This window comes from Arthrobacter sp. TJ-240, assembly GCF_058269195.1.
Map to the genome: position 1 here is coordinate 308557 of NZ_JBZCNG010000002.1, position 26698 is coordinate 335254.

Below are 26698 nucleotides of genomic sequence, written 5' to 3' on the forward strand. Positions count from 1 at the left end.
CGTCACTTCTTCGTTTTGTCCTTCGACTCGTCGGAGGACAGGGCTGCGATGAAGGCTTCCTGGGGGACCTCGACGCGGCCCACCATCTTCATGCGCTTCTTGCCCTCCTTCTGCTTCTCGAGGAGCTTGCGCTTGCGGGTGATGTCTCCGCCGTAGCACTTTGCCAGGACGTCCTTGCGGATGGCCCTGATGCTCTCGCGCGCGATGATCCGCGCCCCGATGGCGGCCTGGATGGGCACCTCGAACTGCTGGCGCGGGATGAGCTCGCGCAGCTTGCCCGTCATCATCACGCCGTACGCGTAGGCCTTGTCCCGGTGGGTGATGGCACTGAAGGCGTCCACCTGCTCGCCCTGCAGGAGGATGTCCACCTTGACCAGGTCGGCCACCTGGTCGCCGTCGGCCTTCCAGTCGAGGGAGCCGTAGCCGCGGGTCTTCGACTTCAGCAGGTCGAAGAAGTCGAAGACGATCTCCGCGAGGGGCAGCCGGTAGCGGATCTCGACGCGGTCCTCGGACAGGTAGTCCATGCCGCCGAGCACGCCGCGGCGCTGCTGGCACAGCTCCATGATGGCGCCGATGAACTCCGACGGCGCGAGAATGGTCGCGGACACCATCGGTTCGCGCACCTCGGCGATCTTGCCCACCGGGTACTCGCTCGGGTTGGTGACCCTGAGGGCACGCTTGTCCTCGAGGGTCACCTCGTACTCGACGTTGGGCGCCGTGGAGATCAGGTCGAGGTTGTACTCCCGCTCGAGGCGCTCGCGCGTGATCTCGAGGTGCAGCAGTCCCAGGAAGCCGACACGGAAACCGAACCCGAGCGCTGCGGACGTCTCCGGCTCGTACACCAGGGCGGCGTCGTTCAGGGTGAACTTGTCCAGGGCGTCGCGCAGCACGGGGTAGTCCGTACCGTCGAGGGGGTAGAGCCCGGAGAAGACCATCGGCTTGGGGTCCTGGTAGCCGCCGAGCGACTCCGCGGCCGGCTTGGCGAGATTGGTGACGGTGTCGCCGACCTTCGACTGGCGGACGTCCTTGACGCCGGTGATGAGGTAGCCCACCTCGCCCACGCCCAGGCCCTTGGACGGCGTCGGCTCGGGAGAGCTGACACCGATCTCGAGCAGCTCATGACTGGCACGGGTGGACATCATCTGGATGCGCTCGCGGGGGCTCAGCTTGCCGTCGACGACTCTCACGTAGGTGACGACGCCGCGGTAGGTGTCGTAGACCGAGTCGAAGATCATGGCGCGAGCGGGTGCGTCAGGGTTCCCGGTGGGGGCGGGGAGGTCGCGGACGATCTTGTCCATGAGCACCTCGACACCCATGCCGGTCTTGCCGGACACCCTCAGCACGTCCTCGGGTTCGCCGCCGATCAGGCTCGCCAGTTCCGCGGCATACTTCTCGGGCTGGGCGGCCGGCAGGTCGATCTTGTTCAGCACGGGGATGATCGTGAGGTTGTTCTCCATCGCGAGGTACAGGTTCGCGAGTGTCTGGGCCTCGATACCCTGCGCCGCGTCGACGAGCAGGATCGCGCCTTCACAGGCCGCGAGGGAGCGGGAGACCTCGTAGGTGAAGTCGACGTGCCCCGGCGTGTCGATCATGTTCAGCGCGTAGGCGGTGCCGTCGACCTCCCACGGCAGGCGCACGGCCTGGGATTTGATGGTGATGCCGCGCTCGCGCTCGATATCCATCCGGTCGAGGTACTGCGCCTTCATGTCCCGCTGCTCCACGGCTCCGGTGAGCTGGAGCATGCGGTCCGCCAGCGTGGACTTCCCGTGATCGATGTGGGCGATGATGCAGAAATTCCTGATGATCGCCGGATCGGTGGCGGCGGGCACCGGCGCGGTGCGGGCCATGGGTGACACGTAGGTTCCTCACTGTTACGGGACAGGGCCGGCGTGCAGTCCGCAGCCGGGCCGTCGTCGACGGCGGCCGGGCTGGTCCGCGCCGTTTCACTCCCCTTAGTGTCCCACGTGGCCGGGTGGCCACGGCAACCGCGCCGGTAGGTCACGGTCCGTCGCACTTCGCCACGGTAAGTCGCCGTCCGCCACGGTCCGGCTGGGCTGGGCAGCCACTCACCTCTGCAGTGAGTGCTGTTCGTGCACCTCGGATGCCGCTCGAGTGGCCGCTGGGGCGCGGCGGCCGGTGCTCGCCTAGGATCCCTTCCATGGCCATCACCCTGAGCTCGTTCCTGTCCCTGGCACGCCGCGTGGTCCGCGGCATCGAGAGCGCACCGCCCGCGCAGGCGCCGGGTCGCCTTCCGCCCTGGAAGCGCGGCGGGTCCGCGGGGCAGGCAGCCCCTGCCACCCGGGCGGCGGGCAGACGCCGGACCGCCTCGCTGGCCTACTCCCCCTCGAGTGACGGGAATCCCGATCCGGGAGAGATCGTGTGGACGTGGGTGCCCTACGAGGACGACCCCGGGCAGGGCAAGGACCGCCCTGTGCTCCTGATCGGGCGGGACGGGCGCGACCTGCTGGGCCTCATGCTGACCAGCCGCGACCGGAACAACACCCGGGAGCACGACGGCCGGTACGTCGACATCGGCACGGGCGCCTGGGACCGGCAGGGCCGTCCGAGCGAGGTGAAGGTCGACCGGCTCCTGCGGGTCTCCCCCGCAACGATCCGGCGCGAAGGATCCGTGCTCCCGCGGGACCGCTTCGAGCGCGTCGTCGGGGCGCTCCCCGACGGCCTCCTCGCCTGACGTCGGATCGGGTTCCCGCGGTCTTTCTGGTAACCTGTATAGCTGTGTGTCCGCGCAGGTCTTCGGGCACTTTGGCCGATCGCCACACGGTATCCCCACGCCGTCCAGTCTCTGATCGGCCGAAATACCCTCACGACCAGTCCGCAATACAAAGAAAGATCTCATTCGTGGCAAATATCAAGTCCCAGAAGAAGCGCATCCTCACCAACGAGAAGGCGAGGCAGCGCAACAACTCGGTCAAGTCCGAGCTCAAGACCGCCATCCGCGCCGTGAACACGGCCGTCGAAGGCGCTGACAAGGACGCAGCTGCAACGGCACTCCAGACCGCCAGCCGCAAGCTCGACAAGGCTGTCAGCAAGGGCGTGCTGCACAAGAACAACGCAGCGAACCGCAAGTCCGCGATCTCCAAGAAGGTCAACGCTCTCTAAGCTGCGGATCCTTCATCGAAGGGCCGGCTCCCGCAAGGGAGCCGGCCCTTCGGCGTTCAACGGCCCGCCCTGATGGGCGAGCCGGCAGAACCAGCTGCTCAGCCGTCGCCCAGCGCGATGACCGTCACTGCCCGCTCGACGGCGTAGACCGGGTCCCGTGACGCGCCCTTCACCTGCGCGTCGGCCTCCGCCAGTGCTCGGATACACCGGGCCAGGGCGTCCGAGCTGAAGCGCTGCGCTTCCCGGCGTGCCTGGTCCACCTGCCAGGGCGCCATCCCCAGGTCCTTGGCGAGCTGTACCGACGATCCCCTGACACCGTGGACCTTCGCGACCGCGCGGACCTTCATGGCGAGGGCCGCGACGATGGGCACGGGGTCGGCGCCCGTCGCGAGGGCGTGGCGCAGCATCGACAGTGCCTGCGCGGTGCGTCCGGCGAGGGCCGCGTCGGCGACCTTGAAGCCCGTCGCCTCGACACGCCCCCCGTAGTACTTCTCGACCGTCTCCACGGACACGTCGCCCGCGGTGTCGGCCATCAGCTGCTGACATGCTGCCGCGAGCTCCGGAAGCTGCGAACCGACCGCGGCGACGAGTGCACGCACCGCGTCGGCGTCGATGCGCCGTCGCGCGAGGCGGAACTCGGTGGTGACGAACTCGGCCTTCTCGCCGTCCTTCTTCAGTGGCTGGCAGTCGACGATGGTCGCTTTCGCCGCCTTCACGGCGTCCAGCAGCTTCTTCCCGCGGTTCCCGCCGGAATGGCGCAGCACGAGGACGACGTCGGGTGCCGGGTCGGTGAGGTAGGCGAGCGTGTCGACCAGGAAAGCGTCGTTCATCTGCGCCAGGCCCGCTACCTCGATGATCTTCCAGTCGCCGAACAGGGACGGGCTCGCGTGCATGAGCAGGGTGCCGCCCTCGTAGGATCCGGCGTCGAAACGGACGAGTTCGGCGTCGGGCTGCGCTGCGCGGACCTGGCCGCGGATCAATTCGGCCGTCCTCGCCGCGAGGTAGTCCTCGGGTCCCGACAGCAGGACGACGGCGGCCGGCTTCACGTCCCGCCACGATGCGGGTGCAGGACTCGGACCGCTGGTGCGGCCGGCCGGGGATCTTGTTGCCACGGGGCGGGCTTCCTTCCGTCAGGTGCACTCCTACTCTGTCACGGCCCCGCGGCGCCTCAAAGCCGCAGCGCTCCCTGACGCGGCGGCCTCATCGCAGCGGCCTGACCTCGAGGGTGCTGCCCACGACGTCGACGAGGAAGGTGCCCAACTGGTCCGTGCGGGCGGTGGCCGTCCGTGTGCGGTCGAGTGCGTCCAGGATGCTCGGGTGGGGGTGGCCGTAGTCGTTGGCCTCCCCCACGGAGATGAGCGCCAGGCGCGGATGCACGGCTTCCAGCAGCGCCGTACCCCCGTTCCTGGCTCCATGGTGGGCGACCTTGAGGACCTCCACGCCGTCCGTGCGCAGCGAGGGCAGGCCCGACAGCAGCGCCGCCGCCGCATCCTCCTCCAGGTCGCCCAGGAGCAGGATCGTCAGAGGGCCACGGGCCGTGTGCGCCGTGACCTCGAGCACCGCGCTCGCGTTGTTCTCCTCCGGGAGCACGGCGTCCTCCCTGGGCCACAGGACGTCGACGTGCAGCGGGGCGAGATCGAGCGCCGACGCGCTGTCCAATTGCACGGCGCGCACCCCGCCCGCCGTCGCTGCGTCCTGCAGCTCCACCGGCAGCCGGTCCTCCCCCGTGGAGAAGTAGAGCGCGGTCAGAGTCCTCCCCCGGACCGCGCCCTCGACGCCGCCGTAGTGGTCATCGTGGAGATGCGTGATGACCAGTGCATCGATCACCTCGACGCGCAGGGCGTCCAGGCACCGGTCCATCGCCTCGGGGTCCGGTCCGGCGTCGACGACGAGCGCGTGACCCGGCGTGGTCCTCACCACGACGGCGTCGCCCTGGCCGACGTCGCACATGGCGAGGACCCAGGAGTGTGCCTCCGGTACACCGGCACGCCCGGCGAGGACCGAGGCCGCGGCCAGACCCAGCAGGCAGCCGAGGAGAGCGGCGAGCAGCATGACCCGACTCCGACTCCGCTTCCGAGTCCGGCTCCCATTCCGGCGTTGTGCACGGCCGGACCGGCTCGGCGTCGGCTCCTCGGGGCCCGCGCGGGTGCTGAAAGCTCGTCCGCCGCGGCGTAGCCACCGAGCGACGACGGCATCCCGGCGGATCACCAGCACCAGCGCCGCGGACACCAGGCTCGCGATCACTGCCCCCGGCACGCCCGGCACCCAGGGCAGCGACGCCGCCGGTGCGGCGGCCAGGGTCTCAGCGACGCCCGCGACCCAGCTCGTGCCCACCTGCGCGGCGGTCACGAGGGGCGGCGTCAGGATCGGAGCGGCGACCAGCGTGAGCGCCGCCGCCATCCCCAGCAGGGTGATCGCCGGGACCACGGGTGAGGCGAGGATGTTGGCCGGCAGCGAGTAGACGGGAAGGGAGGACTGGATCAGGACGAGGATCGGCGTGCAGAAGAGCTGCGCCGTCAGGGGGATGGCGAACAGTTGCGCGACAAGCCGTGGTACCACCCGCTCGAAGGTCTCCACCATCGCCGGGCCCACGGTGACGAGTCCGAGGGTCGCCGCCACGGAGAGCGTGAACGCGAAGGACACCGCGAGCCAGGGGTCCACCGCGAGCAGGATGATGATGGACAGCATCAGCAGGGTCAGGGACACCCGGCCCCGGCCGGAGAGGACGGCGGCCACGCCGATACCGCCCATCACCGCTGCACGGAGGACGCTCGGTTCCGGCCGCACCAGCAGCACGAAACACACGAGGGCCACGACCGCGCCGATCGCCGCCGGCAAGCGGGGAAGGCGGGCCGCCCGCAGCCCGAGGAAGGCGAAGGCGATCACGTAGGAGCAGTTGGCGCCGCTGACGGCGGTGAGGTGCGTCATGCCCGTGGCCTTCATGTCCGCCTCGAGGCCGGGCTCGAGCCCCGCCCGGTCGCCGAGCGCCATGCCCGGGAGCAGTCCGCCGTCGCGGTCGTCGCGCGACGCCAGGTCCCGGAAATCCGCCCGAAGGTCCGACGTATAGGCGATCCATCCCCGGGCGCCCTGGATGGTGGGCGCGCTCGCAGGCAGGAAGACGGCGGTGGCCCGGCCGACGCGATCGGCCTGCTTAGCGGTTCCGAGCACCCGCGCGATGTCTCCCGTGCCCACAGCTCCCCAGGGCCCCGACCCGAGGATCACCACCGGCGTGGCGGAAGCGAAGGCCCTGCCGTGCAGCACCCCGCCGATCACGTCCGCATCGACGAGATACCTCGTCCCTCCACCGAAGGCGCCCGCCGCGAGCGGCGACGGCTGGCCGGTCATGCGGAGCACGGCGGTGAACGTGGTGCCATCACGGACCGCGTCGTCCACCGGGCCGGCCGCCGCGCGGTCGAGACTCCCTCCCGCAGCGAGCAGGACCAGAGCTACGGCCGCCGCAGGAGGGAGGACCTGAGCGGGCACCAGCATCCACGCACGGCGGGGTCGCAGGGGCACGAGGAAGATCAGGCAGGCCAGGAGCAGGGCAACTGCAGCGGTGACCAGTCCTGCCGCCGTCACTGCCGTGGCCCCGCCGTGGATCGCGGCGCCGGCGGCGGCCCATGCGGCGGCTGCCGAGGGTACGAGGCGTAGGTCCCGTCGCAGCGGGACCTGCCCGGCGGGACCACCCTCACGGGCACCGTCCGCCGGAGGCCGCCGACCTGCTGCTGCCCCGTGCCCGCTACGGTCCGGTGTCCCCCTCATGTCCTCCTCACCGCGCCACGATGAGGGGGAGGATCCCGTCGAGCAGCGCCGGTCCGATCCCGGGAACGGCGTCGATGTCCGACGCCTGCACGAAGGGCCCGTGCTCGTCCCGCCAGTCGATGATCCGCTGCCCCAGCACGGGTCCGACGCGCGGAAGCGATTCGATGTCCGCGAGAGAGGCGGTGTTGATGTCGAGGACCCCGGCCGGACCGGCGCTCCCCCCGGTGGCACCCGTGGCTCCGCCGGGCACCCCTCCCGATGCTGTCCCCGGCACGCGCCCTGTCCCGGACGCGTCCGGTTGGGGCTGGTCGGGCCTCGGCTCCTCGCCGACGGCCAGGAGGTGCACGTGCTGCCCGTCGGAGGGCGTGGCCGCGAGGTTGATGCCTTCGAGGTCCGCCCCGGGAAGCGCGCCGCCGGCCTGCTCGACGACTTCGAACAGGCGCGTCCCGACGGGTACCGTCACGACGCCGGGCGATGCCACCGCCCCCGTCACGTACACGACGACCGTCCCGCCGGCGGGTGCATCGCCCCGGGGCGGGTCCGCTGACGCGCGCGGCGCCACGCCATGCCAGGCGTCGCCTCCCGGGGGCGCTCCATCCGGAGCGTTCCCGTCCGCCGGCGTCCCGCCCCCGGCATCCTGCGGTGCAGCGCCGTCACCCCGGCCCTGCGTCGGCCCGTCGTCGAGCGGCGCGGACTCCTCTGCGGCGTCGAGCTGTACCGAGACGGCGGCGGCCGGCGGCTCGGAACTGCGCATCAGGAAGAGCGCGGCCCCGACGGCCAGGGCCACGCCGAGGAACACGAGCGCCGCCGAACGCGCCACCCGCCACCGGATCGCCCGGGGTTCCGGCGGTGTCCGCGGTTCCCGCTCGACCACGCTGCGCGGCGACACCGCGCACCGCGGTCCTCGAGCCCGGCGGGACGCGCTCCCGGCATCGGCGTAGGCATCGGCGTCGGGTTCCTCCGCGAGCCCCGCGGCATCGGGGATCGCGCACTCCGCGTAGTCCGCATACTCCGTGTACTCCGTGTACTCCCCACGGTCGACGTCCCCAGCCACGGATCCCCCGGCTGGGTGCGCGCGGGACGAACCCTCATCGCGCGGCACGGAGCCGGGTTCGTGGAGTGACGGCTCCCACGCGTTCCCGGCCGTCGGCCATCGGTGCTTTCCCATCAGGCCACGCTAGGAGCCGGGTACACACCCCCGGCCGGGGGCGGGCGCTATGTGGACATCCTGACCCGGCCGGTTACCCGGTCGTCCGGTCAGCTGGCTCGTCCGGTCATTCGGCGCTGACGATCACCCGGCGCTGACGGTGACGGCCACGACGCCGAGCCCCGCGTGCGCGGCCAGCACCGAGGGGCACGGCGCCGTCGACACACGGCCCGACCCGGCCATGATCTGCAGCCGGTCCGCAAGGGCGTCCGCCTCGTCCTCGTTGCCGAAATGGTGGACGGTCAGGTGGATGCCGCCGGTCCGGCCCGCCACGTCGGTCTCGACGAGTTCCTGGAGCCGCTGCATCCCGCGGGCAGCCGACCGCATCCGTTCGAGCGGCACCAGCCGCCCGCCCTGGACACGCAGGATCACCCGGACGGACAGCAGGGTGCCGAGCCACGCGGCAGCGGCGGTGATCCTCCCGCCGCGGCGCAGCTGCTCGAGGCTCGGGACGTAGAAGTAGAGGCTGGAGCCGCGGGCCGCGATGGCCGCAGCCGCGGCCGAGGCCTGCAGGTCCCCGCCGGAACCGGCTGCCGCGAGGGCCGCGAGGGCCGCGCGACCCTGGGCCATCCCGGCGGTCCGCGTGTCGATCACCTCGACCGGGACGGTCGCGCGTGACGCCGCCAGGCGTGCCGCCTCGACCGTGCCGGACAGCAGCCCGGACAGGTGCACGGACACGATCCCGTCGTAGCCCTCCTCTGCCAGCTGACCGTACACCCGCTCGAACTGGCCCGGTGACGGCCTGGAGGTGCGCACGTCGGACCCGGCGGCGAGGGCGAGCATGAGCGGAGCAGTGACGTCGTCGTGCTCGCCGGTCAGGATCTCGTCCCCCACGAGGACCGGCATGGCGACCACGCGCACGCCCTCGGCAGGGCCGCCCGGTTCGCTCCATCCGGGAGCGAAGCCGGCGGCCGAATCGGTGACGACGGCTATGCGCACGGGAGCACTCCCGCGCGCATGGCCGTCCCGTCCCCGTTCATCAGGCCGGCACGATGTTGACCAGTTTCGGCGCCCGCACGATCACGGTTCGGATACCGCGACCGTCCAGCACGCGCTGCACCTGCTCGCTTGCCAGCGCGAGCTCGCGCAGGTCGTCCTCGGCGATGTCCGGGGACACCGTCAGGCGGTCACGCACCTTGCCCTGCACCTGGACGACGGCGACGACGGTCTCCTGCGTGAGCAGGGCAGGATCCACAGCGGGCCAGCCCGCTGTGGCAACCGTGGCCTCGTGTCCCAGCCGGTTCCACAGGTCCTCCGCCGTGTAGGGCGCGAAGAGGCTGAGGAGGATCGCCACGGCCTCGGTGGCCTCCCTGACGGCGGGGTCCGCACCGCCGGCACCGGAGTCGATGGCCTTCCGCGTCGCGTTGACGAGCTCCATCAGCTTGGCGATCACCACATTAAACTTGTTGGCCTCCATGAGCTCGGCGGCCTCGGCGACCGTCCGGTGCGTGACCGACCGCAGAGCCCGGTCACCCGAGGCCGGATCGGCTCCGATCGCACTCGTCACGTCGTTGCCGAGGCGCCAGGCACGCGCCAGGAACTTCGCGGAGCCCGACGGCGAGACGTCCGCCCAGTCGACGTCGTCCTCGGGCGGGGACGCGAACACCATGGTGAGGCGTACGGCGTCCACCCCGTAGCGGTCGAGCTGCTCGCCCAGGTCCACGCCGTTGCCGAGCGACTTGCTCATCGCCTTGCCGCCGTTGAGGACCTGGCCCTGGTTCAGCAGGGCGCTGAAGGGCTCGGTGAAGCCGACCATCCCGAGGTCGAACAGGACCTTCGTGAAGAACCTGCTGTACAGCAGGTGCAGGATGGCGTGCTCCACCCCGCCCACGTACTGGCCGACCGGCAGCCAGCGGTTGACCGCCTCGGTGTCGAAGGGCGCCGTCTCCAGGTGCGGGTTCACGAAGCGGAGGTAGTACCAGGACGAGTCGACGAAGGTGTCCATGGTGTCGGTGTCACGCTTCGCTGCGCCGCCGCAGGACGGGCAGGAGACGTTGACCCACTCCTCGACGGCGGCCAGCGGGGAGGTGCCCTTGGGTGCCAGGGACTCGCCGCGCAGCCCCTCGGGCAGCGTGACGGGCAGCTGGTCGTCCGGTACCGGGACCTCCCCGCAGGACGGGCAGTGGATGATCGGAATGGGCGTTCCCCAGAAGCGCTGGCGGGACAGCAGCCAGTCGCGGAGGCGGTAGTTGACGGTGTGCTCGCCGGTGCCCTGCTCCTCGATGAGCTCGACGGCGCGCCGGATGGCGGCCGTCTTGTCCAGCCCGGTCAGTTCCCCGGAGTTCACGAGGGTCCCCTCGCCCGTGGTCGCCACGCCGGTGGCAGCCGCGTCCTCCGCCCCGGTGTCGACGACGGTGCGCACGGGCAGGTCGAAGGCGCGGGCGAAGTCGAGGTCGCGCTGGTCGTGCGCGGGCACGGCCATGATGGCGCCGGTCCCGTAGTCGGCCAGGACGTAGTCTGCGGCCCAGACGGGGAGCTTCTCGCCGTTCAGGGGGTTGACGGCGTGGCGACCGGTGAAGATCCCCGTCTTCTCCCGCTCGGTGGCCTGCCGCTCGATCTCGGACAGGCCCTTGACCTGCTCGCGGTACGCCTCCAGGGCGGCTCGGCGGTCGGTCGTGACCAGCTCGAGGGCGAGGTCCGCATCGGCCGCGACGACGAAGAACGTCGCCCCGTACAGCGTGTCGGGACGCGTCGTGAAGACCGGGACGTCCGACGCCGGCAGGTCCGCGTCGGCTTCGATGCGGAAGCGCACATGCGCTCCCTCGGAGCGGCCGATCCAGTTGCGCTGCATCGCGAGCACTCGCTCCGGCCAGTGGCCCTTCAGCTGCTCCATGTCGTCGATCAGGCGGTCGGCGTAGTCCGTGATCCTGAAGTACCACTGGTTGAGGTTCTTCTTGGTCACCATGGTCCCGCAGCGGTCGCAGGCGCCGTTGATGACCTGCTCGTTGGCGAGGACGGTCTGGTCCTTCGGGCACCAGTTCACCGGCGAGTTGCGGCGGTAGGCGAGGCCCTTCTGGAAGAACCGGACGAACAGCCACTGCGTCCAGCGGTAGTACTCGGGATCCGAGGTGTGCAGGCGGCGCTCCCAGTCCGCGCTGATGGCATAGCGCCTGAACGAGTGGGCCTGCGTCTCGATGTTCGCGTAGGTCCACTCCGCCGGGTGCGCATTGCGCTTGATGGCGGCGTTCTCCGCCGGCAGACCGAAGGAGTCCCAGCCGATCGGGTGAAGGACGTCGAAGCCCTTCTGCCGGTAGTACCGTGCGGCGACGTCGCCCATGGCGAAGGCCTCCGCGTGCCCCATGTGGAGGTCGCCGGAGGGGTACGGAAACATGTCGAGCACGTAGCGCCGCTCCCGCGTGCCGTCGTCCGCCGGGGCGAACGCCTGGAGCTCGTCCCAGACCGCCGGCCAGCGCGCCTCGATGGCGGCGACGTCGTAGGTGTTCTCGTCCGGCTGGGCGACCTCGGGGTTGGTGCTCACTGTATGACCTGTCCTGTCGGTGGAACCTGGTGGATCTCGTGGAACCTGCTGGTACCTGGTGGTGCCTGGTGGAACGAGTGGATCTGCTGCCGCGTCCTCCGGTCCGTCCCGCGGGAAGGACCGGCGGTGTCCGGAGCATCCGGCGCCGGACACACAAAAGCCCCTCACACAGGAGGGGCCGCCGCACGGTCGATACCGTGCGGCTAGGTAAGCAGGAGGTTCCGGGGCATGCGTCCACTTTAGCAGTGCGCGCCAGCGGGCCGGTGCGGGACCGACGACGGCGCCCGGCCCGTCGCGAGACGGACCGGGCGCTGCGTTCGTGGTGCCGCGAGCCCCGGAAGGCGCCGGTGCTAGCTGACGTCCTCGTCGACCCAGTCGAAGGTCTTCGTGACGGCCTTCTTCCACAGGCGCAGCTGGCGGTCGCGTTCGGCGTCGTCCATGGACGGGTTCCAGCGCTTGTCCTCGGCCCAGTTGGTCGCGAGCTCGTCGGTGTCCTTCCAGAACCCGACGGCGAGGCCCGCGGCGTAGGCGGCTCCGAGCGCCGTGGTCTCCGTGACCTTCGGCCGGATCACGGGGATGCCGAGGATGTCAGCCTGGAACTGCATGAGGGCGTCGTTGGCGACCATCCCGCCGTCGACCCTGAGGTCCTCCATGTTGACACCGGAGTCGGCGTTCGCGGCGTCCAGCACCTCGCGGGTCTGGAACGCCGTCGCCTCGAGGGCCGCACGGGCGATATGACCCTTGTTGACGAACCGGGTCAGGCCGACGATCGCCCCGCGGGCGTCGGAGCGCCAGTACGGCGCGAACAGGCCGGAGAAAGCGGGGACGATGTAGACGCCGCCGTTGTCCTCCACCGTCGTGGCGAGCTGCTCGACCTCGGGGGCGCTCTTGATGATGCCCAGGTTGTCCCGGAGCCACTGGATGAGCGAACCCGTGACGGCGATCGATCCCTCCAGCGCATAGACGGGCTTCGCGTCGCCGAGCCGGTAGCAGACCGTGGTGAGCAGGCCGTTCTTGGAGTGCACGATCTCCTCGCCGGTGTTCACGATCATGAAGTTGCCGGTGCCGTAGGTGTTCTTCGCGCCACCCTTGTCGAACGCGGCCTGACCGAAGGTCGCCGCCTGCTGGTCACCGAGGATGCCGGCGACCGGCACCTCGCGGAGGAGCTGCGAGGTGTGGACGGTGCCGTAGACCTCGGAGGAGGACTTGATCTCGGGCATCATCGACGCCGGGACGCCGAAGTCGGCGAGGATCGACTCGTCCCAGGAGAGGGTCTCGAGGTCCATGAACAGCGTGCGGGAGGCGTTGGTGACGTCGGTGATGTGCACGCCGCCGTCGGTGCCGCCGGTCAGGTTCCAGGTGACCCAGGAATCGGTGTTGCCGAACAGGAGGTCGCCGGCCTCTGCCTTCTCACGGGCGCCGTCGACGTTGTCGAGGATCCACTTGATCTTCGTGCCGGAGAAGTAGGTGGCCAGCGGCAGCCCGACCTTCGCCTTGTAGCGCTCGACGCCGCCGTCCTTCGCGAGGTCGTCGACGATGTTCTGCGTCCGCGTGTCCTGCCAGACGATGGCGTTGTAGACGGCCTTGCCCGTGGTCCTGTCCCACACGACGGCGGTCTCGCGCTGGTTGGTGATACCGACAGCGGCGATGTCGTGGCGCGTGAGGTTGGCCTTGGCCAGCGCGTTGCCGATGACCTCGCGGGTGTTGTTCCAGATCTCGGCGGGATCGTGCTCCACCCAGCCGGCCTTCGGGAAGATCTGCTCGTGCTCCTTCTGGCCGGAGGACACGATGTCGCCCTTGTGGTCGAAGACGATGGCCCTGCTGGAGGTGGTGCCCTGGTCGATGGCTATGACGTACTGCTGCGACATGTCTTACTCCTTCATTGGATGTGTCGATGCGTGGCGGCTGCGCGCGGCGGCTGCGAGTAGCCGCGGAGCGGCCTCTAGGCCGGAGGAGCGGGGAACGAGACGAACTGGATGACGATGCCCGCGAGGATGCCGCCGATGATCGGTCCGACGATCGGCACCCACGCGTAGCCCCAGTCGCTGCTGCCCTTGCCCCTGATGGGGAGGATCGCGTGGGCGATCCGGGGACCGAGGTCGCGGTTCGGGTTGATGGCGTAGCCGGTGGGCCCGCCGAGCGAGGCGCCGATGCCGACGACGAGGAGCGCGACGGCGAGGGGGCCGAGGCCGGACGGCGTGTTGCCGAAGGACAGGATGACGAACACGAGCACGAAGGTGGCGATGATCTCGGTGACGAGGTTCCAGCCGTACGAGCGGATGGCGGGTCCGGTGGCGAACACCCCGAGCTTGTTGGCGGGATCCGGCTCCTCGTCGAAGTGCTGCTTGTAGGAGAGCCAGCACAGGACGGCGCCGAGGATGGAACCGATCATCTGGGCGGCCAGATAGGCCATCGCGTTGATGAAGTTCTTGTCCACGCCCCCAGCGAATTCGGCGGTATCGGCGTTGACCCAGAGACCGACCGTCACGGCGAAGTTGAGGTGGGCTCCCGAGAGCGCTGCGACGTAGACACCGGCGAAGACGGCCAGTCCCCAGCCGAAGTTGACCATGAGAAAGCCGCCGTTATTGCCCTTGGTCCTGGCGAGCGCGACATTCGCGACCACGCCCGTACCGAGCAACAGCAGCAGCATTGTGCCGAAAGCCTCGGCTACAAATACTTCCAGAGACATCATTGACTCCTCATTCTATTCATTTATTCACGGGTGCCGCCGCCTCGACGGCACCCGTTGACTCCCCCCGGCAACCACTGCCGTTGGCACTGCACCGCTGCCTCCGGCAGCGGTTCGACCCCGTGGACGGCAGGCGCCGCTACGCGATCAGGCTCTTGACGTGCACCCGGTGGGCCTCGGCGAGGACCGACTCGGCGAGCTTGACCTCTGCTGCGGACCGTGCCGCGTCCCATCCGAGCAACGGGGCGAGGGTCTTGGCAAGCTCGGCGAGCAGTTCCCCGGTGACGAGTCCGCGGAATGCAAGCGATGTACGGCGAATCAGGACGTCGATCAGGTGGCCGACCTGCTCGTGCTCCACCATGTAGGCGAGCTCTCGCGTGCTCAGCTCCTTGGTGGAATTGAACAGCCTGTCGGGACCTTCGGCAAGGTATTCGATGACATCGGTCGCGCGGGTCCCGTACCGGGTGAGCAGGACCTCCACGCGCGCCTCGTCGACGCCGGGGCGGACGGCCTGCTTGATCCAGGCGCGCTCGGCGGCCGCGTCGGTCGGGAAGTCCTGGCCTCCGCCGATGGCGACACCCGCCGTCGACGCCCTGCGCGGCGCCCCCAGCGCGGCGAGCGTGTCGTTGGTCAGGTGCTCGGACAGGGCGCGGAAGGTGGTCCACTTGCCTCCCACGAGGCTGAGCGTGGTGACGGACCGCCCGCTCATCGTCTCCTCGCGCTTCTCGATGCGGTAGTCGCGCGAGACGAAACCCGGCTGGGTGTCGTCGTGCCGCGGCAGCGGCCGCACACCGGAGAAGCTGTACACGATCTGGTCCTGCGTCACCTCGATGTCGGGGAACACGTGCCCGATCAGCTCGAAGAAGTACGCGATCTCCTCGTCCGTGCAGACGGCCTGCTCGTTGATGTCCACGTCGATGTCGGTGGTGCCGACCAGGACGCGGTCCCCCATGGGGTAGATGAGGACGATCCGGCCGTCGACGTGCTCGAAGAAGATCTCCGTGCCGTTGCACGCCCTGAGCAGCTCCGGGTGGTCCAGGACGATGTGCGATCCCTTGGTGCCACCCATGAAGCGCGTATCCGTGCCGAGGACCGCATTGGTGTTGTCGGTCCAGGCGCCCGTGGCGTTGACGATGACATCGGCCTGGAAGGTGAAGGTCTCCCCCGTCAGCTCGTCGCGCAGGAGCACGCCGTCCTCACCGGTGCCGATGGCGCTGACGTAGTTGGCCGCACGGGCTTCGGGGTTGATCACCTGGCCGTCGCGAAGGACGTCGAGGGTGAGGCGTTCGGGGTTGTGCACCGAGGCGTCGAAGTAGGTGGCGGCCCACTTGATGTCCTTGCGGACGTCGGGCATGGCGGCGAGCGCCTTCTTGCGGCCCACGAAGGAGTGCCGGGGCACGTTGCCGCCGTCGCGCGAGAAGAAGTCGTACATGGTGAGGCCGGCCTTGATGAGCACGGCGCCGCGCTCCACCTGCTTGCCCTGCTTGTGGGTGAGGAAGCGCATGGGGGCGGAGAGGATGCCCGAGAACGTCGTGTAGATCGGGATGGTGGTCTGGAGCGGCTTCACGTAGTGGGGAGCGATCTTCATGAGGGCGTTGCGCTCGATGACCGATTCGCGGACGAGGCGGAACTCGCCGTTCTCGAGGTAGCGGATACCGCCGTGGATCATGTGCGAGGACGCACCCGAGGCGCCCTGGCAGTAGTCGCCTCGCTCGACCAGGGCGACATCGATGCCCTGCAGAGCGAGGTCCCGGAACGTGCCGACCCCATTGATGCCGCCGCCGATGATGAGCACGGACGCCCGGGGCTTCTCCCTGAGCTTCTGCACCACGGTGCGGGTCGAAGTTGTCGTGCCTTCACCGTTGATCCGGTCGACTGGAATGCTCAAGGTACTACTCCGTAACGTCTATGTCTGGAAGGGGCGCTGCACCTCTCATTCTTCGAGGACTGGGAATAGCAGTCAACCGCATTGCACAAACGTGCACGAGAGGTTCAGACTGGCCGGATGACGACGACGAGTGGTAGTCCGGGCGCGGACGGAACAGCCGGCGAGCAACCGCACGGCAATCGGTCGAGGGACGCGCTGCGGGCGGCCCAGATGTACTACCTGCAGGACCTGACCATGAACGCGATCGCGCGGGAGCTGCGGACCTCGCGCTCCACGGTCTCCCGCCTGCTGTCCATGGCCAGGGAGACGGGCCTGGTGCAGATCCAGGTCAACAACCCGTCCGAGCGGGCACCCGCCCTCGAACAGCACATCCGCCGCCGGTTCGGCGTCGAGGCGCACGTGGTGCCCGTGGCCGACTCGGTCAGTGACTCGGACGTGCTCGACCGCGTCGCGATCCAGGCCGCCCGCACGATCGGACCGCTCGTGGACTCCAATGCGATCATCGGCGTGGCCTGGGGCTCCACCCTGAGCGCGGTCAGCCACCACCTGACGCGGAAGCAGACCCACGACAGCACGATCGTGCAGCTCAACGGCGCCGGCAACACGCAGACCACCGGCATCACCTACGCGAGCGAGATCCTGCGCCGCTTCGGCCAGGCCTACGGCGCACGCGTGGAGCAGTTCCCGGTTCCAGCATTCTTCGATCACGCCGAGACCAAGACCGCCATGTGGGAGGAACGCAGCGTCCGCCGCATCCTCGACCTGCAGCGCCGCATGACGATGGCGATCTTCGGGGTGGGCTCCATCGGCTCGGGCATCCCCAGCCACGTCTACAGCGGCGGGTACCTCGACGGCGACGACCTCGAGGCGCTGGAGAAGGACGCGGTGGTCGGCGACGTCGCCACCATGTTCTTCCGGGCGGACGGCTCGCACCGGGACGTGATGCTGAACCGGCGCAGCACCGGACCCGACCTCGACGAGCTGCGGAGGGTCCGCCGTCGCATCTGCGTGGTCTCGGGCGAGTCCAAGATCCACGGCCTGCGGGGCGCGCTCGCGGCGGGCCTCGCGACCGATCTGATCCTCGACGAGGGGTCCGCCCAGCGACTCGTCTACGCCTAGGTACTGCCGCCGGACGGCACCGTAGCGGCGGCTGGGCAGCGGGTGCCGCAGCCCTGACGGATCGCGGCAGATGGGCAGCGCCGCCCGCGACCTCCCGGCTATACTCGACCCGTGCTCATCTGATCCTCGCTTCTCTCCTGCGCCCGTGGCGGATGCCCGGCAGGGGTTCGACCGAGCCCGAGGATCCCGATGACCATTCCCACCCCAGGACGTCCCGCAGCGCACCTGCGCGTCGACGGCCTCTCCAAGACGTTCGGTACCCGACGCGTCCTGAGCAATGTCTCGTTCACGGTCGCCGCCGAGCGCACGGGTGTGATCGGCGGCAACGGGTCCGGCAAGACCACCCTGCTGCGCATCATCGCGGGCGTACTGGAGCCCGACGGCGGCACGGTTACCGCGACGGCCCCCGGCGGGCGGGCGCGGATCGGCCTGCTGCATCAGGAGCCGCCGTTCGCAGCCGCGTCGACGATCGCGGAGGCGCTCGAGTCCGCCGTCGCCCCGCAGCGCGCTGCAGCCGCCGCTGTCAGCGCAGCAGGCGAAGCGCTTGCCGGCGCGGCCGAGGACGACACACCGGCGGCCACCTTCGCCGCGGCCCTCGAGGCCGCGGACCACCTCGGGGCGTGGACCGTCGATACCCGCATCCATGCCGTGCTGTCGGGCCTGGGCCTCGCCGACCTGCCGCCGGCGCGGCCCACCGGCGGGCTGTCCGGAGGGCAGCGCTCCCGCCTCTCGCTCGCTTGGCTGCTGCTCAGCGTTCCCGATGTGCTCCTGCTGGACGAACCGACGAACCACCTCGACGACGAGGCGGCGCGCTACCTGCGCGACCTCCTCGGCGGCTGGCCCGGCCCTGTCCTGATCGCGAGCCATGACCGCGCGTTCCTCGACGACACGGTGACGTCCCTGCTGGACCTCGACCCGGCCCCGCTGCCGCAGGCGGTCGCCGGTCCCCTGGTGGGCGACGGCGACGGGACGGGGATCGGGGTTGTGCGCTTCACGGGCACCTACACCGACTACCTCCACGCCCGCCTGGATGCACGCGAGCGCTGGGAGCACCAGTACCGCGCCGAACAGGCACACCTGCGACGCCTGCGCGCTGCCGCCCCGAGCACCTACGTGGTGGGGCACGAGGACTGGTCCCCGCGCTCGGAGGTCCGGGGCGCCGCGAAGTTCTACGCCGACCGGAACGCCAGGACCGTCTCCCGGCGCGTTCATGACGCCGCAGCCCGGCTCGAGCGGCTGGAGGAACGGCAGATCCGTCGGCCGCCCGACGAGCTGCGTTTCCAGGGCCTCACGGCCGCGGGCACGCCTCCGGCCGGACGGGGCGGCAGCGCTCCGGCACTCGTCGTCACGGATGCCGCCGTCGTGGGCCGCCTGGCAGCCACGTCGCTGACCCTGGGCCCCGGGGAGAAGTGGCTGATCACCGGTCCCAACGGCTCCGGGAAGTCGACCCTCCTGCACCTCGCAGCCGGGCGCCTCGATCCGACCTCGGGAACCGTCGCACGGGCCCCGTCACTGCGTCTGGGGCTCCTCGCCCAGGAGGTCGACCTGCCGGATCCGTCCCGGCGCGGCGCGGAGCGGACCGCACGCCAGGCCTACGAGGACCTCGTCGGGCCGGAGCGGGCCGGTCTCGTTCCCCTGCCCACCTCCGGGCTCATCCCACCCCGGGACGAGAACCGGCCGGTGAACGTGCTGAGCATCGGCCAGCAGCGACGGCTCGCCCTTGCCGTGCTGCTCGCCAGTCCGCCCGACCTGCTCCTGCTCGATGAACCGACCAACCACCTGTCCCTGCTGCTCGCGACCCAGCTCGAAGCCGCGCTCCCCGACTACCCGGGCGCCGTGCTCGTCGCCTCGCACGACCGGTGGCTCCGGCGCACGTGGACAGGACAGCGCCTCGACCTCGCCGCAGGACAGCCGCACCGCCGACCCGGGACCTGAGCCTCGCCGACGCAGCATCGTGCAAGGATTCGGCGGCGTCGGGCGCGGCGGGCAGTCGGGCACCGGCGTATCGCATAGCGTCGGACCGTCGGGGGGACGCACGGGACGAGCGGCGCCCTCGCCCTCCGATCCCGCACCCCGGCCTCTGCCTTTAGGACCCCCATGACCACCACCACCGGTCGATCCCGCCCTGACCCGAAGCCTCTGAACGCCTCCCGCTGGCAGCACCTGCGTGAGCGCATCACGGCGCAGGGCTCGAACTCGAACCGGAACGCCCGGAACCTGCTGATCACCACGACGTTCGCCCTGGTCGCCATCGGACTGATGATGGTGCTCTCCGCGTCCTCGGTGGAACTCGTGGCGGCGGGCGACTCCCCCTACGACACGTTCGTCAAGCAGCTCATGTGGGCGGTCATCGGCGGGGTCGCCCTCCTCGTGTGTGCGTTCATTCCGTTCCGCGCCTACCGGAAACTGTCCTGGCTGATCCTGTTCGGGTCCTTCGGCCTATCCCTGCTGGTCTTCAGTCCGCTCGGCGTGGAGGTGCAGGGCAACCGGAACTGGATCCAGTTCGGCTCCCTGACCGCGCAGCCCTCCGAGTTCCTCAAACTCAGCCTGATCATCTGGGGAGGGGCCGTCCTCGCCCGCAAGGCGGCGCTGCTGGGCTACGCCAAGCACATGTTCATCCCCGTCGCCCCCGGGGCGGCGATCGGGATCTGCCTCGTCGTCGCCGGCAAGGACCTCGGCACCGCCATGGTCCTCGCCCTCATCGCCGTCGCGCTGTTCTTCTTCGCCGGGGCCAGCCCGAAACTGTTCATCGGGGGCATCGTCGTCGGAGTCGTGGGGACCTTCCTCGCCGTCGTCTCCAGCGAGAACCGCATGCAGCGCATCAACGCCTGGCTGCACCCCACCGCCGACGGCATGGCGGACGGCCTGGGCTACCAGGGCGCCCAGGCCCTCTACGGGCTCGCCGGCGGCGGCATGTTCGGCGTCGGCATCGGCCAGAGCCGGCTGAAGGTCAACTGGATCCCCGAGGCGCACAACGACTTCGTGTTCGCCGTCCTCGGTGAGGAACTCGGTCTCATGGGGGCGCTGCTCGTCATCGCGCTCTTCGCCGTCCTGGCCTACTCGATCTACCGCATCTCGAAGCTCTCCGGCGACCTGTACACCACCTACGTCTGCGGCGGCATCCTCGTGTGGATCATCGGCCAGGCGGTAATGAACATCGCCGTCGTGACCGGCATGATTCCCGTCATCGGGGTACCCCTGCCCTTCATCTCCTACGGCGGGTCCTCCATGATCGCCCTCCTCGCCGCCGTCGGGGTCCTCATCTCCTGCTCCCGCGCCACCGACCGCGCAGCAGCGCTCGGTGCTGCCGACCGGGGCGACCCTGCGGACGACCTCGCCGACGGAACCGCAACCAGCGGATTCGGGCTCGTACGGCACTGAGCCGGGCATCACCGGCATAACGGGTCCCCGCGGACCCTCATGCCGTCCCGGCGACAGGACCTCTCAGGGCACGACGAAGGGTCGCGCCTGGTGTGCGCCGGCGAGGGCGGGCTGCGTCAGGTGCAGGCTGTCGAGCTGGGTCCCCAGGACGACGGCCAGGCGGTCGTGGCCGGCCTGCGTGAGGTGCACCGTGTCGGCGAGCTGGGTATCCGCCTGGTAGTGAGTGAGCCAGTCGCCCGGGCTGACGAAGGCGAGATGGCGGGTCGCCGCGAAGGCTCGCAACAACCCGTCCACGGCGGTGCGTCGCCCACCGCCGTAGGCGGCTCCCTGTGCCAGGGTCCCGATCATGACGATGGTCGATGACGGATACGCGCGGGAGAGGGAGTCGACGACGGCGCCGGCACCGCCGGTGATCTGCGCATCGGTCGCACCCTGGGTGGCGTCGTTCCCTCCCCCCTGAATGACGATCAGGGCGGGACCCGAGCAGGGCAGGACCCACTGCCCCTGCGCGAGGGCGGTCGGGTAGTTGGCGGCGCCGCTGGTGTTGGTGGCCACGAACCCGATGCCACCGGCTCCGACGAACCGGACGTCGTACCCTGCACGGCGGAGCCCCGCATGGGTCCAGGTGCGGTCGGCGGGAACCCCGGCTGCACCGGCGGACTGCGAATCGCCGATCAGCAGCGCCGTGCGGTCAGGGTCCGGCAGTTCGAGCCCGAGCCGCCCCCCGAGGGGATCGACGCACGGAGCAGGAGGGCCCGCGGCAGGGGCCGCCGGGGACGGCGAAGCAACCGGCTCGGGGTGCCCCGGCCGGCTGGTACTCGCCGTCGGGCTCGGGGTCGAAGTCGGACTCGGGGTCGCTGTGACGCTCGGCGCGGAGGTCGCGGATGCAATGGGCGCTGTTGCCGCTGTCGTCGGCGGAAAGGCGAGGCCGCCGCCGTAGGACGTGGTCGCAATGAGCAGGGCACCGACGAGGACAGTCGCCGCCGTCGTCATCGCGGCCCGAAAGCGCTTGCGCCCGGTTCCGTACATCGTGTCCCCCTGCAGCGTCGGGGCCCCTGCGACCCTGCCATCGATGCGTCAATCGTCCCGAGGACCGGCGCCGGGCGGGCCGAGGGCGGACGCCCAGGGCCTGCGAGCGCCCGGGCATCTCGCCGGAGACGCACCGTGGTCCTGCGGACGAACTCCTCCGCAGGATAACCCGGAATCCGCCGGGAACGACGTCATGCCGGGGGCGGACACCGCCGCGGCGGGACTCCGGAGCTCCGGCGCGGCTCCGGCACGACTCCAGCGCGGCTCCGACGCGCGGACCACCGGCGCACGCTCGGTAGAGTTCCCCCATGAACACCTCCGTGCCCCGCGCCGCGCTCGCCGACGGCACCGCCATCGATGTCCTCGGGTACGGCGTGTACAAGGTCCCGCCGGAGGACACTGCGGGCCTCTGCTCCACGGCCCTGGCCGCCGGGTACCGGCTGCTCGACACGGCCTCCCTCTACGGGAACGAGGCCGGCGTGGGCGCCGCTGCCCGGGCCTACCTCGAGACCGGGGACCGGCGGGACCTGTTCGTCACCTCCAAGGTATGGAACGAGGACCACGGCTTCGACGCGACGCTGCGGGCCTTCGACACGACGATGGGCCTGCTCGGCCTGGACCAGCTCGACCTCTACCTCATCCACTGGCCCTGCCCGTCGAGGGACCTGTACGTCGAGACGTGGCGCGCTCTCGGGCGGCTCCGCGCCGAGGGCAGGGTCCGCTCGATCGGCGTCTCCAACTTCCAGCAGCCGCACCTCGAGCGCCTGATCGACGAGACCGGCGTCGTGCCCGTCCTCAACCAGATCGAGCTGCACCCCTACCTCCAGCAGCGCGGGCTTCGCTCCTTCCACGCCCTGCACGGCATCGCCTCGCAGGCGTGGAGCCCTCTCGGCCGGGGCCACGTCCTCGGGGACCCGGTCATCGGGGCGATCGCGACCGAGTTGGGGCGCACGCCGGCCCAGGTGATTCTCCGCTGGCACCTGCAGCACGGCATCCTGACCATCCCGAAGGCGAGCTCCCCCGAGCGTATCGGCTCCAACCTGGACATCTTCGGGTTCGAGCTCGGCGAAGCGCACCTTGCCGCGATCGACGCCCTCGACCGGGACCAGCGCTTCGGCTCGCACCCTGACCGGGTGGGCTGATGCGCCAGGGCATCGTCCGGACCCTCGCCTGGGAGGGCACCCGGCAGCGGGTCTGGGACTACCCCGCGCTCGGCCCAGGCGTGTCCCCGGGCGCCACGATCGTCATGGTGCACGGCTTCCGGGGGGACCACCACGGGCTGCTGCGGCTCGTCGAGGAACTCCCCGGCCATCGCGTGATCCTGCCGGACCTGCCGGGGTTCGGCCAGGGTGGTGAGCTGCCGGGCACGCACGATGTCGCCACCTACGCGCGCTTCATCAGCCACGTGGCGCGGCGCCTCGCTCCGGGGCCACGCGTGCTGCTCGGTCACTCGTTCGGCTCGATCATCGCGGCGGAGGCCGCGGCAGGGGAGCCGGAGCTCGCCGAGACCCTGGTGCTGGTGAACCCCATCAGCGCGCCCGCCCTCGAGGGGCCGAGCCGGCTGGCCTCGCGCATCGCCGAGGGCTACTACGTGGCCGCCGACCGCCTGCCGGAGCCCGCGGGGCGCGCCCTGCTGGCCAATCCGGTGATCGTCCGCGGGATGAGCGTGTTCATGGCGAAGACGAGGGACAGGGTCCTGCGCCGCTGGATCCACGGGCAGCACGACGCCTACTTCAGCTCCTTCGCGAGCCGCCGCGTGGTGCTCGAGGCCTTCCGGGCCTCAATCACCGGCACCGTCCGGGACCGCGCCCGCGAACTCGCGATGCCCGTGCTGCTCATCGCTGCCGACCAGGACGACATCGGGTCGGTGCAGAGCCAGCGCGATCTCGCCGCCCTCGTGCCCGACGCCACGCTCGCCGTCCTCCCCGACGTCGGGCACCTCGTGCACTACGAGAAACCGCGCGAAGCGGCACGGCTGATCGAGACCTTCCTGGAGAGAGCACCCGTATGAGGATCCTGTTCGACGCGCGCTTCACGCGCACCGACCACCACGACGGCATCAGCCGCTACGGGGCCAGCCTGATCGCCGCCCTCGCCCGGACGGACGACGTCGTGATGCTCATCAGCGACCCTCGGCAGCTCGCGCTCCTGCCCGATGTACCGCACGTGCGGATCACCAGTCCGCTCTCCCCCGCCGAGCTCCTCGTCGCCCTCCGCATCAACCGCCTGAGGCCCGACGTCGTCGTGTGTCCCATGCAGACGATGGGTTCCTGGGGGCGCCGGTACCCGCTCGTCCTCACCCTGCACGACCTCATCTACTACCAGAACCCGACGCCGCCGTCGTTCCTCCCGCTGCCCGTGCGCCTGCTCTGGCGGCTCTACCACCTCGCCTACTGGCCGCAGCGCCTCCTGCTGAACCGGGCCGACGTCGTGACCACCATCTCCGCCACCACGGCAGGGCTCATCGAGCGGCATCGGCTCACGTCCCGGCCCGTGCTGCTCGTCGGGAACGCGCCCCAGCCCACCGAGCGCCGTCGCGACCCCGACGCGCCGCGGTCGGCGTCGCTGCTCTACATGGGCTCCTTCATGCCCTACAAGAACGTCGAGACGCTGGTGCGGGCCATGGCCCTGCTGCCGGGCTCCACGCTCCGCCTGCTCAGCCGCATCACACCCGACCGCCGCGCCGAACTGGCGGCGCTTGCCGCCGGCTCGGACCGCGTGGTCTTCCACAACGGCGTGACCGACGCGGAGTACGAGGACCTGCTCCACGACTCCACCGCCCTCGTGACGCTCTCGAAGGCCGAAGGCTACGGGCTGCCGATCATCGAGGCGATGGCCACCGGGACGCCCGTCATCGCGAGCGACATCCCGATCTTCCGGGAGGTCGGAGGCGCAGCGGCGCTTCTCGTCGATCCCGACGATGCGCACGCCGTGGCCGCTGCCGTCCGCTCCCTCGAGGAACCCGGCCGCTGGGCCGAAGCGTCCCGCGCGGGGCTGGCGCAGGCCGCCACCTACTCGTGGGCGGCGTCGGCCGACCAACTGCGCCAGGCCTGCCGGCGGGCCATGGACGAGCACGGGCGACGGCGGCGGAAGGGCTGACGTGACCGACCTCCAGTGCGCGGCGACGGCCGTCCTGCTCGACGGTGGTGCAGCCCCTCCGGCGTGGCTCGCACGCCTGAGGATCGCCGGCCGGTTCGACGCCGCCGACAGGGAGGACCTCGTGACGGTCGTCGATGCGACAGCGGACCTCTATCGCGGGGAGACCTTCGTGGTCTCGGCCGCCGCGCATGACATCGAGGGGGCGCTGATCTCGCGCGGCCTGCCGCCCGGCGTGCCGGCCGTCATCGAGGTGGACTCCACCGGCTGGCGGCGCACGCCCCTTCCCGGCGCCTGACAGGGTGACGCCGACCCGGGGCGCTCCCCGCAGCGGCCCGCGGGCTCGCCGCGCGGATGGTCAGGCCGTGATGGTGAGGCCCTGGAGCCAGGTCTGCCACGCCGGTTCCTCACGCCGCACGTAGTCGGACGCCTCGGCGGAGAACAGGTAGGCTCGGACGCCCGCCATGGCCGTGCTGTCGCTGTCGCCGAAGGTGAAGACGCTCAGCATCCCAGGGACCGGTGCGGTGAGCCGCACCAGCGCCTGCCGCTCGCCGACCCGCTCCACGGTGCCGGTAGCACCGCGCACCTCGACCGCTGCCCCCTCGGCGCCCAGTCCGAGCGCGCTCTGGAGCGTCGACCACAGGGTCTGTGCGTCACCGGGGTGGGAGGCTGCGGCCTCGAGCTGGGAAGCTTCCTGGCCGGGGAAATGCGACAGGTAGAGGCGCAGGTTGTCGAAGAACGGCATCCAGTTCGATCCCATGTCGTTCCAGAACTCCGGCTCCCATGCGGCACCGGTCCCGAAGCCGCTGCTGGTGACCCGCACGACGCATGTGCCGCCGGACTGCGCCTCGACGAGGAACTCCGACGTCAGCGGGCTGAGCGTACCCGGGTCCTTGCCCATGAGGGCGGCCCAGTCCTCTTCGTAGACGAGCCGGCGCGGCGGTTCCCAGCCGGTGACCTGGCCGTCCGAGCCCATCTCGGGGCCCATGGAGAAGTGCACGGAGCCACCCTCGCGCTCCTCCATCTCGGTGGGCAGGAACCAGGCGCTCATGCCTTTGGCAGTGGCGATGGCCTGCCAGACCTGCTCGGCGGTTCCGGGGACTTCGACACTGAATTCGAGGCGGTACGGGACGTTCGGGGTCGTGTTCATCGGTTCTCCTCGGGAAGGGGGTGCGCGGCGACGACGAGCCGGTGCGGGCGCCCGTCGTCATGGTGGTAGCGCGCGGCCAGGTCGAGCACCGCGGCGGTAAGGTCGTCGGCGAAGGCGGCCCGGTCGGCGGCCGACCGGAAGCCGATCTGCGTATCGATGGTCAAGGTCGGCAGGCTCCTGCCGGAGGCGCCTGCTCGGCGCGCCAGGGCGCCGACCTCGCGCACCAGGCGGCCGGCCAGGGCGATGAGGTAACCCGCCGACAGGTGGTCGTCGTTGGCGTTCGGATCAGCAGCGGAGGCGCTCACGGCCGCCGGCGACACGACATAGGACGCAGCAGATGCCCGCAGCACCCGCTCGGTGATCCCACCGTGCCGGCGTTCCTCGAACAGCGTGACCAGGCCGTGGGTCTCGAGCGTCTTCAGGTGGTAGTTGATCTTCTGGCGTGTGATGCCGACCCGGGCGGCGAGGCCGGCGGCGGAGGCTGGAACGGCCAGCTCGCCGAGCAGTCGGGCCCGGACCGGATCCAGCACGATTGCGGCAGCCTCCGCGTTTTCGATGACTTCGACGTCCTGCATGTGACCATCGTCCACTTGACAATATTACTTGTCAAGCCACTCGGACACCGACCGGGCTCACCCCGGATGTATCGCTCGACACTCGCGGCGATGCGTAGGCGGATCCTGTGGAGCATGATCAAGTCCGTTCAGGATGCACCGATGGGTTTCGAGCGGTCGGACCGTCTACGAAGCATCGACGAGAACGAGCCACCCACCCGGCAC

21 protein-coding genes are annotated in these 26698 nt (G+C 70.4%); 9 read left to right on the forward strand and 12 right to left on the reverse strand.

The features are described from left to right. Positions 1 to 2: 2 nt before the first annotated feature. The gene (gene lepA, locus AC4D2C_RS06115; RefSeq protein WP_490913412.1) at positions 3 to 1856 is read right to left on the reverse strand and encodes a translation elongation factor 4; all 1854 of its coding nucleotides are present in this window, start codon (positions 1854 to 1856) and stop codon (positions 3 to 5) included. A gap of 302 nt (positions 1857 to 2158) precedes the next feature. Here lepA and AC4D2C_RS06120 point away from each other — a divergent pair, with 302 nt between their 5' ends. Both AC4D2C_RS06120 and rpsT read left to right on the forward strand, forming a co-directional pair. Continuing rightward, complete coding sequence (locus AC4D2C_RS06120; RefSeq protein WP_490913414.1) at positions 2159 to 2692, forward strand: type II toxin-antitoxin system PemK/MazF family toxin; 534 nt, start codon at positions 2159 to 2161, stop codon at positions 2690 to 2692. Between the two features lie 167 nt (positions 2693 to 2859). Then, entirely contained in the window at positions 2860 to 3120 is a 261-nt protein-coding gene (rpsT, locus tag AC4D2C_RS06125; protein ID WP_307083029.1) for a 30S ribosomal protein S20, read from the forward strand. A gap of 98 nt (positions 3121 to 3218) precedes the next feature. Here rpsT and holA read toward each other — a convergent pair whose 3' ends face one another. The 8 genes from holA to AC4D2C_RS06165 form a co-directional block, all read right to left on the reverse strand. Continuing rightward, on the reverse strand, positions 3219 to 4232 hold the full coding sequence (gene holA / locus AC4D2C_RS06130) for a DNA polymerase III subunit delta (protein WP_490913415.1): 1014 nt from the start codon (positions 4230 to 4232) through the stop codon (positions 3219 to 3221). 88 nt (positions 4233 to 4320) lie between these two features. Next, positions 4321 to 6882 (reverse strand): ComEC/Rec2 family competence protein, encoded by a 2562-nt coding sequence (locus AC4D2C_RS06135; protein ID WP_490913417.1) that lies wholly within the window; start codon positions 6880 to 6882, stop codon positions 4321 to 4323. Positions 6883 to 6889: 7 nt separating this feature from the next. Further along, a complete protein-coding gene (locus AC4D2C_RS06140; RefSeq protein ID WP_490913419.1) occupies positions 6890 to 8050 on the reverse strand; it encodes a ComEA family DNA-binding protein in 1161 nt (386 codons plus the stop codon). 123 nt (positions 8051 to 8173) lie between these two features. Next, positions 8174 to 9028, reverse strand: a complete 855-nt coding sequence (locus tag AC4D2C_RS06145) for a DegV family protein (protein ID WP_490913421.1) — start codon at positions 9026 to 9028, stop codon at positions 8174 to 8176. A 40-nt stretch (positions 9029 to 9068) separates the two neighbouring features. Further along, the gene (leuS, locus tag AC4D2C_RS06150; protein ID WP_490913422.1) at positions 9069 to 11567 is read right to left on the reverse strand and encodes a leucine--tRNA ligase; all 2499 of its coding nucleotides are present in this window, start codon (positions 11565 to 11567) and stop codon (positions 9069 to 9071) included. A gap of 350 nt (positions 11568 to 11917) precedes the next feature. Then, the gene (gene glpK / locus AC4D2C_RS06155) at positions 11918 to 13435 is read right to left on the reverse strand and encodes a glycerol kinase GlpK (RefSeq protein ID WP_490913423.1); all 1518 of its coding nucleotides are present in this window, start codon (positions 13433 to 13435) and stop codon (positions 11918 to 11920) included. Positions 13436 to 13509: 74 nt separating this feature from the next. Next, positions 13510 to 14256, reverse strand: coding sequence for an MIP/aquaporin family protein (locus tag AC4D2C_RS06160; protein WP_490913424.1), 747 nt, complete (start codon positions 14254 to 14256; stop codon positions 13510 to 13512). Between the two features lie 139 nt (positions 14257 to 14395). Continuing rightward, the gene (locus AC4D2C_RS06165; RefSeq protein ID WP_490914021.1) at positions 14396 to 16138 is read right to left on the reverse strand and encodes a glycerol-3-phosphate dehydrogenase/oxidase; all 1743 of its coding nucleotides are present in this window, start codon (positions 16136 to 16138) and stop codon (positions 14396 to 14398) included. A 123-nt stretch (positions 16139 to 16261) separates the two neighbouring features. Between AC4D2C_RS06165 and AC4D2C_RS06170 the strand changes: the two genes are divergently transcribed. The 3 genes from AC4D2C_RS06170 (at position 16262) to ftsW (ending at position 20644) form a co-directional block, all read left to right on the forward strand. Then, complete coding sequence (locus AC4D2C_RS06170) at positions 16262 to 17263, forward strand: sugar-binding transcriptional regulator (RefSeq protein WP_490913425.1); 1002 nt, start codon at positions 16262 to 16264, stop codon at positions 17261 to 17263. Positions 17264 to 17452: 189 nt separating this feature from the next. After that, a complete protein-coding gene (locus AC4D2C_RS06175; protein ID WP_490913426.1) occupies positions 17453 to 19198 on the forward strand; it encodes an ABC-F family ATP-binding cassette domain-containing protein in 1746 nt (581 codons plus the stop codon). Between the two features lie 162 nt (positions 19199 to 19360). Then, positions 19361 to 20644 (forward strand): putative lipid II flippase FtsW, encoded by a 1284-nt coding sequence (gene ftsW, locus AC4D2C_RS06180; RefSeq protein WP_490913427.1) that lies wholly within the window; start codon positions 19361 to 19363, stop codon positions 20642 to 20644. A 63-nt stretch (positions 20645 to 20707) separates the two neighbouring features. Here ftsW and AC4D2C_RS06185 read toward each other — a convergent pair whose 3' ends face one another. Beyond that, positions 20708 to 21673, reverse strand: a complete 966-nt coding sequence (locus AC4D2C_RS06185) for an SGNH/GDSL hydrolase family protein (RefSeq protein WP_490913429.1) — start codon at positions 21671 to 21673, stop codon at positions 20708 to 20710. 308 nt (positions 21674 to 21981) lie between these two features. Here AC4D2C_RS06185 and AC4D2C_RS06190 point away from each other — a divergent pair, with 308 nt between their 5' ends. Genes AC4D2C_RS06190 through AC4D2C_RS06205 form a run of 4 tightly spaced genes read left to right on the forward strand, consistent with a single transcriptional unit; the run spans position 21982 to position 25067 of the window. After that, positions 21982 to 22815: an aldo/keto reductase gene (locus tag AC4D2C_RS06190; protein WP_490913431.1), complete on the forward strand. Its 834-nt coding sequence runs from the start codon at positions 21982 to 21984 to the stop codon at positions 22813 to 22815. Further along, the gene (locus AC4D2C_RS06195) at positions 22815 to 23684 is read left to right on the forward strand and encodes an alpha/beta fold hydrolase (RefSeq protein ID WP_490913433.1); all 870 of its coding nucleotides are present in this window, start codon (positions 22815 to 22817) and stop codon (positions 23682 to 23684) included. Before AC4D2C_RS06190 ends, AC4D2C_RS06195 begins: the two co-directional genes overlap by 1 nt. Continuing rightward, positions 23681 to 24772 carry a glycosyltransferase family 4 protein gene (locus tag AC4D2C_RS06200; protein WP_490913435.1) on the forward strand — a complete coding sequence of 364 codons (1092 nt, stop codon included), beginning with the start codon at positions 23681 to 23683 and terminating at the stop codon, positions 24770 to 24772. The genes AC4D2C_RS06195 and AC4D2C_RS06200 overlap by 4 nt, the downstream gene beginning before the upstream one ends. 1 nt (position 24773) lies before the next feature. Further along, a complete protein-coding gene (locus AC4D2C_RS06205; RefSeq protein WP_490913437.1) occupies positions 24774 to 25067 on the forward strand; it encodes a hypothetical protein in 294 nt (97 codons plus the stop codon). Between the two features lie 60 nt (positions 25068 to 25127). On the opposite strand, the gene AC4D2C_RS06210 is transcribed toward AC4D2C_RS06205, so the two are convergent. Continuing rightward, a complete protein-coding gene (locus AC4D2C_RS06210) occupies positions 25128 to 25919 on the reverse strand; it encodes an SRPBCC family protein (protein WP_490913439.1) in 792 nt (263 codons plus the stop codon). Beyond that, positions 25916 to 26494, reverse strand: coding sequence for an ArsR/SmtB family transcription factor (locus AC4D2C_RS06215; protein WP_490913441.1), 579 nt, complete (start codon positions 26492 to 26494; stop codon positions 25916 to 25918). Before AC4D2C_RS06215 ends, AC4D2C_RS06210 begins: the two co-directional genes overlap by 4 nt. Between the last annotated feature and the right edge of the window lie 204 nt (positions 26495 to 26698).

Coding starts and splice junctions, on each gene's coding strand:
- AC4D2C_RS06215 (WP_490913441.1), bottom strand. CDS start 26,494: ATGCAGGACGTCGAAGTCATCGAAAACGCGGAGGCTGCCGCAATCGTG.
- AC4D2C_RS06200 (WP_490913435.1), top strand. CDS start 23,681: ATGAGGATCCTGTTCGACGCGCGCTTCACGCGCACCGACCACCACGAC.
- AC4D2C_RS06135 (WP_490913417.1), bottom strand. CDS start 6,882: ATGAGGGGGACACCGGACCGTAGCGGGCACGGGGCAGCAGCAGGTCGG.
- AC4D2C_RS06175 (WP_490913426.1), top strand. CDS start 17,453: ATGACCATTCCCACCCCAGGACGTCCCGCAGCGCACCTGCGCGTCGAC.
- ftsW (WP_490913427.1), top strand. CDS start 19,361: ATGACCACCACCACCGGTCGATCCCGCCCTGACCCGAAGCCTCTGAAC.
- AC4D2C_RS06210 (WP_490913439.1), bottom strand. CDS start 25,919: ATGAACACGACCCCGAACGTCCCGTACCGCCTCGAATTCAGTGTCGAA.
- AC4D2C_RS06140 (WP_490913419.1), bottom strand. CDS start 8,050: ATGGGAAAGCACCGATGGCCGACGGCCGGGAACGCGTGGGAGCCGTCA.
- AC4D2C_RS06185 (WP_490913429.1), bottom strand. CDS start 21,673: ATGTACGGAACCGGGCGCAAGCGCTTTCGGGCCGCGATGACGACGGCG.
- AC4D2C_RS06120 (WP_490913414.1), top strand. CDS start 2,159: ATGGCCATCACCCTGAGCTCGTTCCTGTCCCTGGCACGCCGCGTGGTC.
- glpK (WP_490913423.1), bottom strand. CDS start 13,435: ATGTCGCAGCAGTACGTCATAGCCATCGACCAGGGCACCACCTCCAGC.
- AC4D2C_RS06160 (WP_490913424.1), bottom strand. CDS start 14,256: ATGTCTCTGGAAGTATTTGTAGCCGAGGCTTTCGGCACAATGCTGCTG.
- AC4D2C_RS06190 (WP_490913431.1), top strand. CDS start 21,982: ATGAACACCTCCGTGCCCCGCGCCGCGCTCGCCGACGGCACCGCCATC.
- AC4D2C_RS06195 (WP_490913433.1), top strand. CDS start 22,815: ATGCGCCAGGGCATCGTCCGGACCCTCGCCTGGGAGGGCACCCGGCAG.
- AC4D2C_RS06170 (WP_490913425.1), top strand. CDS start 16,262: ATGACGACGACGAGTGGTAGTCCGGGCGCGGACGGAACAGCCGGCGAG.